The sequence below is a fragment of the Pseudonocardia yunnanensis genome (genome assembly GCF_039534065.1).
GTDB lineage: Bacteria > Actinomycetota > Actinomycetes > Mycobacteriales > Pseudonocardiaceae > Pseudonocardia > Pseudonocardia yunnanensis.
In genome coordinates this window covers 268,404-277,132 of sequence record NZ_BAAAUS010000030.1, presented here as the reverse complement: position 1 = coordinate 277,132, position 8,729 = coordinate 268,404, and the positions used below count along the sequence as shown (strand labels likewise).

Sequence of the window (8,729 nt, the reverse complement as noted above, 5' to 3'; positions counted from 1 at the left end):
ATGCTCACCACGCTGTGGCGCCAGACCGCCACCGGGCTGCGGGTGCTGATCGCGTTCACCATCCTCTGCGGGATCATCTACCCGCTGGTGGTGTACGGGGTCGGGCACATCCCGGGGCTGGCAGCCAACGCCGAAGGCTCGATCATCTACGACGCCAACGGCACCCCGGTGGGGTCGTCGCTCATCGGGGTCGACCCGGTCCCGACCGATGCCGCCGCCGACCCGTACTTCCACGCCCGGCCCTCGGCCTCGTCGTCCGGCCCGCTGGGCCCGGGTGACACCACCACCTCCGGTGGCTCGAACAAGAGCGGGTTCAACCAGGACCTGCTCGACACGATCAACCAGCGACGCGAGCTGATCGCGCAGCGCGAGGGCGTGAACCCGGCGCTCGTGCCGCCCGACGCGGTGACCGCGTCCGCGTCCGGGCTGGACCCGGACATCAGCCCGGCCTACGCCGAGCTGCAGGTCGCGCGCGTGGCCCGGGTCACCGGGTTGTCGCAGGACGAGGTCCGCAACCTCGTCTCCGAGGCCAGCTCCGGACGGATCCTCGGCTTCCTCGGGGAGCCGACGGTCAACGTCACCGAGCTGAACCTCGCGGTGCAGGGGGCCCGGCACTGACCGCACGATCCGCTCCCCGTGCGCGGGGGTCGTCGCCACGGCGGCGCCGGCCCCCGCGGGCATGGGCTTCGGTCCGGCTCCGGCACGGGGGCGCTCAACCGCACATCTTCGGTGTTCCACGGCCACCAAGGGCAGAATCGATGCCGTGAGCAGGCGGGGAGAGTTGCGGATCTACCTCGGGGCCGCACCCGGCGTGGGGAAGACCTATGCCATGCTCGCGGAAGCTCGGCGCCGCCAGGAGCGGGGCACCGACGTCGTGGTCGGGATCGTCGAGACCCACGACCGGGCCAAGACGGCCGCGCTGCTGGAGGGTCTCGAGATCATCCCCCGCCGGCCCGTCGGCGGCCATCCCGGCCTCGACGAGCTCGACGTGGACGCCGTCCTCGCACGCGATCCCCAGGTCGTGCTGGTCGACGAGCTCGCCCACACCAACGCGCCCGGCTCACGCAACCGAAAACGCTGGCAGGACGTCGAGGCGCTGCTCTACGCAGGTATCGACGTCCTGAGCACGGTGAACGTGCAGCACCTCGAGTCGCTCAACGACGTCGTGGAACGCATCACCGGAGTGCACCAGCAGGAGACCGTGCCCGACGAGGTGGTGCGCCGGGCCGAGCAGATCGAGCTGATCGACATCACGCCGGAAGCGCTGCGCAGGCGCATGGCGCACGGCAATGTCTACGGTGCCGAGAAGGTCGACGCGGCCCTGGCGAACTACTTCCAGCCGAGCAACCTCACCGCGTTGCGCGAGCTGGCCCTGCTCTGGGTGGCCGACGAGGTGGACGTGGCGCTGCAGCGGTACCGCAGCGAGAAGAAGATCAGCGATACCTGGGAGACCCGCGAACGCGTCGTCGTCGCCCTGACGGGCGACAAGGAGAGCGAGACGGTGTTGCGCCGCGCCGCCCGGATCGCCAAGCGTGCGGGCGCCGCAGACCTGCTGGCCGTGCACGTGCTGCGCGGCGATGGGCTCGCCGGGCCTCCGGTGGGTGCTGTGTCGCGGCTTCGCACCCTCGCCGAGGACGTCGGCGCGAGCTTCCACACCGTGGTCGGTGGGGAGGACGTGCCCGCCGCCCTGCTCGACTTCGCCCGCGGGGCCAACGCCACCCAACTCGTGATCGGCACGTCCCGCCGGTCACGGCTCGCGCGCGTGTTCGTGGAGGGGATCGGGGCCCGTGTCGTGCGCGAGTCCGGCACGATCGACGTGCACATGGTCACCCACCACCAGGCCGGTCGAGGGCTGCGGCTCCCGGTGCTGCACAGCGGGCTCCCGGCAATCCGCAAGGGGCTGGGCTGGGCGCTCGCGCCGGCCCTGCCACTGGCGGCAACCGGCCTGGGCATCGCGCTGCGGAGCACGATCGGGATGTCCACCGACATCGTGCTGTACTTCCTCGCCACCGTCGTCGTCGCGATGGTGGGGGGCCTCGGCCCCGCCGTGGTGGCCGCGGTGGCCGGAGGCCTGCTGCTGAACTTCTTCCTGACCCCTCCGCTGTACTCCTTCACGATCGCGCAGGGGGAGAACCTCCTGGCGATCGCGGCGATGGTGGTGGTGGCGGTGCTCGTGGCGCTCGTCGTCGACCGGGCGGCGAGGCGTGCCCAGCAGGCAGCGCGTGCCCGTGCCGAAGGGGCTCTGCTGGCCTCGTTCGCCCGCACCGTGCTCACCCGCAGCGATCCGCTCCCTCGGCTGCTCGAGAAGGTGCGCGAGGCGTTCGGCCTGCGCTCGGTGTCGTTGCTGGAGCGCACCGGCGGGTCGGCGGCGGACGAGTGGACCTGCGTCACCTCGTCGGGGTCGATGGGCTGCATGGCGCCCGAGGACGCCGACGTCGACGTGGAGATCGAGGACGACCTGCATCTCGTCGGCACCGGCCGGTCGCTGGCGGCCGCGGACCGGCGGCTGCTGGAAGTGGTGGGCGGCCAGGCTCTTCTCGCGTTGCGCAGCCAGCGGGCCGCGGCGGAGGCCGACGCCTCGCGGGCCCGGGCCCATGCCACCGAGACCCGCAGCGCGTTGTTGTCGACCGTCGGTCACGACCTGCGCAGCCCGCTCACCTCGATCAAGGCCGCGGCCGGGAGCCTGCGCGATCCGAACCTCCAGCTGCCGGCATCCGACCGCCAGGAGCTGACCGCCACCATCGAGGAGTCCGCCGACCGGTTGACCGCACTCGTGGACAACCTGCTCGACTCCGCGCGGCTCGCCTCGGGCACGCTCACGCCGCTCCTGGCGCCGACCGGGTACGGCGAGGTGGCGGGCCGGGCCCTGGTGGGGCTGCCGGACGCGGAGAAGGTCACGGTGGACATCGACGAGTCGCTCCCCGACGTCGTCGCCGACGCGGGCCTGCTGGAGCGCGTCGTCGCGAACGTCGTCGACAACGCCCTGCGCTACGCCGCCGACGCCCCGATCGTGCTGCGGGCCAGTGCGCACGCCGACCGCGTCGAGCTGCGGATCGTCGACTCCGGGCCGGGGGTCCCGCGCACCGAGCGGGACGCGCTGTTCGCCCCGTTCCTGCGGCTCGGCGCCGCGTTGCCGAGCGACCGCGACGGAGCCACGGGAGTTGGTCTCGGGCTCTCGGTCGCCCGCGGGCTCACCGAGGCGATGGGCGGCACCCTGACCGCGGAGGACACACCCGGCGGCGGCCTCACAGTGGTCGTAGCGCTGCCTGCGTGGCAGAACGGAGCAGGCAGATGACCGAGCACCGCGTACTCGTCGTCGACGACGACCTACAGATCCTGCGTGCGCTGCGGATCAACCTCGCAGCGCACGGTTACCACGTCCTCCTGGCGCCCGACGGCGCCGCGGCTCTGCGTGCCGCCGCCGACGGGCACCCCGACGTCGTCGTCCTCGACCTCGGCCTGCCCGACATGGACGGCGTCGAGGTCATCGAGGGGCTTCGCGGCTGGAGCACCGTCCCGATCATCGTGCTGTCGGCCCGGACCGGAGCGCCGGAGACCATCCGCGCCCTCGACGCCGGGGCGGACGACTACGTCACGAAGCCCTTCGGGATGGCCGAGCTGCTGGCCCGGCTACGCGCCGCCGTCCGCAGGGCCGCGGTGTCGTCCGTGGACGGCGAGCCGGTCGTCGACGCCGGCGACTTCCGCGTGGACCTCGCCGCCAAGAAGGTGGTGCGCGCCGACGGCACCGAGCTGCACCTCACGCCGACGGAGTGGGGCGTGCTGGAGCTTCTGGTGCGCCACCGCGGCAAGCTCGTGGGGCAGCGTGAGCTGCTCCGGGCGGTGTGGGGACCCAACTACGGAACCGAGACCAACTACCTGCGGGTCTACCTGGCGCAGCTGCGCCGCAAGCTGGAACCGGAGCCCTCCCGGCCCAAGCACCTGATCACGGAGCCCGGGATGGGCTACCGGTTCGAGGTGTGACCGGGAGGGCTTGCCGGCCTCGTGAGCGGCCTGCTCAGCGACCGAAGTCCTGCACCCAGTACGAGCCGGAGATGCCGACCCCGATCGTCTTGAACGTGCAGTCGAGGATGTTGCGCCGGTGCCCGGCAGAGTCCATCCAGTCGCCGACGACCTCGGAGGCGCTGCGCTGACCGCGCGCGATGTTCTCCCCGCCGGGAGAGCGGTAGCCAGAGTCACGGATCCGGGCGTCGAACGTGCGGCCGTCTTCCGCGGTATGGGAGAAGTAGCCCTCGGCCGCCATGTCCTCCGCGTGCTGCTGGGCGGCCTCGGTGAGCCGGGGATCGGACACCAGCGCCTTGCACCCGGCCGCCCTCCGGGCGGCGTTGGTGGCGGAGATGACGGCGTCGGCGGCGCGAACGGCCTGAGGGACCTCGCGTTGGGGGACCGCGGCCGCGGGTGCGGCGGCGGGGGCAGGGGGCTGCGCAGCGGCCTGGGCCGCCTGACTGGCCGCCTGGGCGGCTGCCTGGGTGGCGGCTTGGCTGGCAGCCTGGCTGGCGACGTCGGCGGCTGCCGCGGCCGCCTGCGGGATACCCAGCGCGACGACGGGGATCGAGAGCGCGGCGTCTTCGGGAACGGCGGCGGCCTGGAGGGCGACCGGTGAGTCCGCCGGTGCTACGGGAGGTATGGCGACGACTGCGATGCTGCCCACCAGGAGCGCACCGAGGGAGACGCCGAGGAGGAGGGGCCCGCCTCGATGGCCGAAGCTGAGCACGCGATTGCCACGCGGTGAGCTCGCATTCGGCCTGGCCGGTTCGGTCATGCGGCGTAAGTTAGGGAGGACCGTGAGAAAACGCAATGACCCAGTCATTCGGCTGAACTTGTGGGTAGCTGGGCGTGTCCAAGGTGTGGGATTCAGGTGGTGGACCCGCACCCATGCGTTGGAGCTGGGCCTCGTGGGAGTAGCGAAAAACCTCCCGGACGGACGCGTCGCCGTGGTAGCCGAGGGCGAGCGGCAGGCGTGCGAACGGCTCCGCGACGCGATCCGCGCGGGGGAGTCGCCGGGGAGTGTGGCGGAGGTCGTGGAGCAGTGGTGCGACGCCCGTGGTGGCCTGCAGGGATTCCGGGAGGCCTGACGGTAATGTTTGTCAACCGCCACCAGCCTGGAGAACTCACCCGTGCATCTGAAGAGCCTGACGCTGAAGGGCTTCAAGTCCTTCGCCTCGGCCACGACGCTGCGCCTGGAACCAGGCATCACGTGCGTTGTCGGCCCCAACGGCTCGGGTAAGTCCAACGTCGTCGACGCGATCAGCTGGGTGCTCGGCGAGCAGGGTGCGAAGGCGCTGCGCGGCGGCAAGATGGAGGACGTCATCTTCGCCGGAACGTCCGGCCGGGCGGCGCTCGGCCGCGCCGAGGTGACGCTGACGATCGACAACTCCGACGGCGCGCTGCCGATCGACTACTCCGAGGTCTCGATCACCCGCCGCATGTTCCGCGATGGCGCGGGCGAGTACGAGATCAACGGCGCGCACTGCCGGCTCCTCGACATCCAGGAACTGCTGTCCGACTCCGGCATCGGCCGCGAGATGCACGTGATCGTGGGCCAGGGCCAGCTCGACTCGGTGCTCCAGTCGAAGCCCGAGGACCGGCGGGCCTACATCGAGGAGGCCGCGGGCGTCCTCAAGCACCGCAAGCGCAAGGAGAAGGCGCTCCGCAAGCTCGACGCGATGCAAGCCAACCTCACCCGGCTCACCGACCTCACCGCCGAGCTGCGCCGCCAGCTCAAGCCGCTGGGCCGGCAGGCGGAGATCGCCCGGCGGGCCCAGGCCGTGCAGTCCGAGCTGCGGGACGCCCGGCTACGGCTCGCCGCCGACGATCTCGTCACCCTGCGCGACGCGCTCGCGCGTGAGGAAGCCGACGAGTCGACGGCCAGGGCCCGCCGCGCCGAGGTCGAGGAGCAGCTGTCGGTCGCCCGCGTCGAGCAGGAACGGCTGGAGCTCGCGCTGGCGGAGGACGCCCCGCGGCTCGCGGCAGCACAGGAAACCTGGTACCGGCTCTCCGCGCTGGCGGAGCGCCTCTCCGGCACCGTCCGACTCGCCCAGGAACGCACCCGCCATCTCGCCGACCCGCAGGAGCGCACCCCGGGGCGCGACCCCGACGAGCTGGACGCCGAGGCCGACGCCGTCGCCGAGCAGGAGGACGAGCTCGTCGAGGCGGTCGCGGAGGCCCGCAGGCGGCTTACGGACGTGCTGGAGGAACGCGCCGAGCACGAGAAGACACTCGCCGCGGCCGAGCGGGCCCACCTCGCCGCCGTCCGCGCGCTCGCCGACCGCAAGGCCGGTATCGCCACGCTCGCCGGCCGTGCCGAGGCTCTGCGCAGCGGTGCCGCTGCCACCGCCGACGAGATCGAGCGGCTCTCCGAAGCCCTGTCCGAGGCCGAAGAACGCACCGAGACCGCGGCCGCCGAGCTGGAGCAGGCCCGCGACGAGCTGGGCGCCCTCGGCGACGACGACCCGGCCGACGGTTCGCTCTCGAGCTCGCTGCGCGAGCTGGAGCGCCGCTCCGCAGAGGCCGTCGAGGCCCACAAGGGCGCCCGCACGAGAGTGGCCGAGCTGGTGGCCCGGGAGCGCGACCTGGAGCAGCAGCGCGCGCACTGGCGGGCCCGGGTCGATGCGCTGTCGGTGGGGCTCGCCCGCCGCGACGGGTCCGGCGCGCTCACGGACTCCGACGGCGTGCTCGGCGCGGTGTCCGGCCTTCTGACCGTTGAGCCATGGGCGCGGGCCGCGGTTGCGGCGGCACTCGGCGACCTCGCCGACGCGCTGGCCGTGTCCTCGTCCGACGCCGCCGTCGACGCCCTGCGCCTGCTGCGGACCCGAGATGCGGGCCGGGCGTCGCTCGTGGTGGGCTCCGCCGCGCAGAAGAGCGGCTCTCCCGACCTGGGGCAGGCGCCTGCCGGGCGCTGGGCCTGTGAGGCCGTCTCCGCCGAGCCGGTGCTCGCCGGTGCCGTCGCTAGGCTGCTGCACGGCGTCGTCGTCGTGGACGACCTCGACGCCGCCCGTGCCGCCGTCGACGCGCACCCGGAGCTCACCGCCGTCACCACCGAGGGTGACGTGCTCGGAAGCGCGCGCGCATCCGGCGGATCCGGCACTGCATCGAGTGCGCTCGACGTCCAGGCCGCCGTGCAGGAGGCCGTCGAGCAACGGGAGACCGTCGAGGACGAACTGGCAGGCCTCCGTCCGGCCCTGGAGGGCGCGCGCGCCGAAGAGGCCGCCCGGCTCACCGACGTGGAGGCCGCTCAGCGGATGCAGACGGCGGCCGAACAGCGCCGTGCCGCCGCGTCTGCTCAGCTCGGGCGCTACGAGCAGGCTGTGCGGTCGGCCACGGCGGAGGCGCAGCGGTTGCGCGAGCGACGTGACGCCGTCGAGGCCCGGCGCTCCGACGCGCTGCTCGCGCTGGAGGCGGCCGAGCAGCAGCTCGCGGTGGCCGAGGACGAGCCGGTCGACGACGAACCCGACACCGAGATCCGCGACGCCGCCGCCGAGTTGCTCGCTGCCGCGCGCGCCGAGGAGGTGGAGGCCCGGCTCACCCTGCGCACCGTCGAGGAGCGGGCGCGGGCCATCGCCGGGCGCGCCGAGTCGCTGCGCAGGCAGGCGTCGTCGGAGCGGCAGGCCAGAGCCAGGGCTGCGGCGGCACGGGAGGCACGGCACCGCGCCGCCGAGATCGCCGCCCTCGTCGTCAGCGCGGGCGAGACGGCCTCCGAACGGATCGCCGTGTCGCTGTCCGCTGCCGCCACCGAGCGGGACGCCGCCGCGGCCGCCCGCGACTCCCGCGAGCGCGCATTGGGCGAAGCCAGGGCCACCACGCAGCGGCTCACCGCGCTGATGGAGAAGCTCACCGACGCCGTGCACCGCGACGAGGTGCTGCGCGCGCAGTCCCGCCTGCGCTTGGAGCAGCTCACCGAGAAGGTGCTCGCCGACCACGGACTCGCCGTCGAGGATCTCGTGGCCGAGTACGGCCCGGATACGCCGGTGCCCGCGTCGGCCGCGGAGATGGCCGAGTACGAGGCGGCGAAGGAGCGCGGTGAGGACGTCGTGGCGCCGCCGCCCATGCCCTACGACCGCGCCACCCAGGAGCGGCGGGCGCAGCGCGCGGAGAAGGACCTGAGCCTCCTCGGCAAGGTCAACCCGCTTGCCCTGGAGGAGTTCGCGGCGCTCGAGGAGCGCTACCGGTTCCTCTCCACCCAGCTGGAAGACCTCAAGAACACCCGCCGTGACCTGCTCACCGTCGTCCGCGAGGTGGACGACAAGATCCTCGAGGTCTTCACCACCGCCTACACGGACGTGGCCCGCGAGTTCGAGATCGTGTTCGCCACGCTGTTCCCCGGCGGCGACGGCCGCCTCGTCCTCACCGACCCGAACGACATGCTCACCACCGGCATCGAGGTGGAGGCGCGGCCGCCGGGCAAGAAGGTGAAGCGGCTGTCCCTGCTGTCCGGTGGCGAGCGGTCCCTCACGGCGATGGCGCTGCTCGTGGCGATCTTCCGGGCGCGCCCCTCGCCGTTCTACGTGCTCGACGAGATCGAGGCCGCCCTCGACGACGTGAACCTGCGCCGGCTCATCTCCCTCATGGAGGAGCTGCGGGAGACGAGCCAGCTCATCGTCATCACGCACCAGAAGCCGACGATGGAGGTCGCCGACGCGCTCTACGGCGTCTCCATGCGGGGCGACGGCATCACCACGGTGATCAGCCAGCGGCTCCGCGCCGCGAGCTGA

6 protein-coding genes are annotated in these 8,729 nt (G+C 72.9%); 5 read left to right on the top strand and 1 reads right to left on the bottom strand.

From position 1 onward, the window contains the following. From kdpC to ABD743_RS28485, 3 genes are all read left to right on the top strand, one after another. Positions 1–618, top strand: a complete 618-nt coding sequence (gene kdpC, locus ABD743_RS28495; RefSeq protein ID WP_344725420.1) for a K(+)-transporting ATPase subunit C — start codon at positions 1–3, stop codon at positions 616–618. 61 nt (positions 619–679) lie between these two features. After that, a complete protein-coding gene (locus ABD743_RS28490; protein WP_379659094.1) occupies positions 680–3,295 on the top strand; it encodes a sensor histidine kinase in 2,616 nt (871 codons plus the stop codon). Beyond that, entirely contained in the window at positions 3,292–3,981 is a 690-nt protein-coding gene (locus ABD743_RS28485; protein ID WP_241039990.1) for a response regulator, read from the top strand. The genes ABD743_RS28490 and ABD743_RS28485 overlap by 4 nt, the downstream gene beginning before the upstream one ends. Positions 3,982–4,015: 34 nt before the next feature. On the opposite strand, the gene ABD743_RS28480 is transcribed toward ABD743_RS28485, so the two are convergent. After that, a complete protein-coding gene (locus ABD743_RS28480; RefSeq protein WP_344725418.1) occupies positions 4,016–4,780 on the bottom strand; it encodes a CAP domain-containing protein in 765 nt (254 codons plus the stop codon). On the opposite strand from ABD743_RS28480, the gene ABD743_RS28475 reads away from it, so the two are divergent. Both ABD743_RS28475 and smc read left to right on the top strand, forming a co-directional pair. Beyond that, the gene (locus ABD743_RS28475) at positions 4,779–5,093 is read left to right on the top strand and encodes an acylphosphatase (RefSeq protein WP_344725417.1); all 315 of its coding nucleotides are present in this window, start codon (positions 4,779–4,781) and stop codon (positions 5,091–5,093) included. The genes ABD743_RS28480 and ABD743_RS28475 overlap by 2 nt on opposite strands. A 42-nt stretch (positions 5,094–5,135) precedes the next feature. Further along, positions 5,136–8,729 carry a chromosome segregation protein SMC gene (gene smc / locus ABD743_RS28470; RefSeq protein ID WP_344725416.1) on the top strand — a complete coding sequence of 1,198 codons (3,594 nt, stop codon included), beginning with the start codon at positions 5,136–5,138 and terminating at the stop codon, positions 8,727–8,729.

Bases quoted from the DNA above. Each gene is read 5' to 3' on its own strand.
- kdpC (WP_344725420.1), top strand. From the start codon at position 1: ATGCTCACCACGCTGTGGCGCCAGACCGCCACCGGGCTGCGGGTGCTG.
- ABD743_RS28490 (WP_379659094.1), top strand. From the start codon at position 680: ATGGGCTTCGGTCCGGCTCCGGCACGGGGGCGCTCAACCGCACATCTT.
- ABD743_RS28485 (WP_241039990.1), top strand. From the start codon at position 3,292: ATGACCGAGCACCGCGTACTCGTCGTCGACGACGACCTACAGATCCTG.
- ABD743_RS28475 (WP_344725417.1), top strand. From the start codon at position 4,779: ATGCGGCGTAAGTTAGGGAGGACCGTGAGAAAACGCAATGACCCAGTC.
- ABD743_RS28480 (WP_344725418.1), bottom strand. From the start codon at position 4,780: ATGACCGAACCGGCCAGGCCGAATGCGAGCTCACCGCGTGGCAATCGC.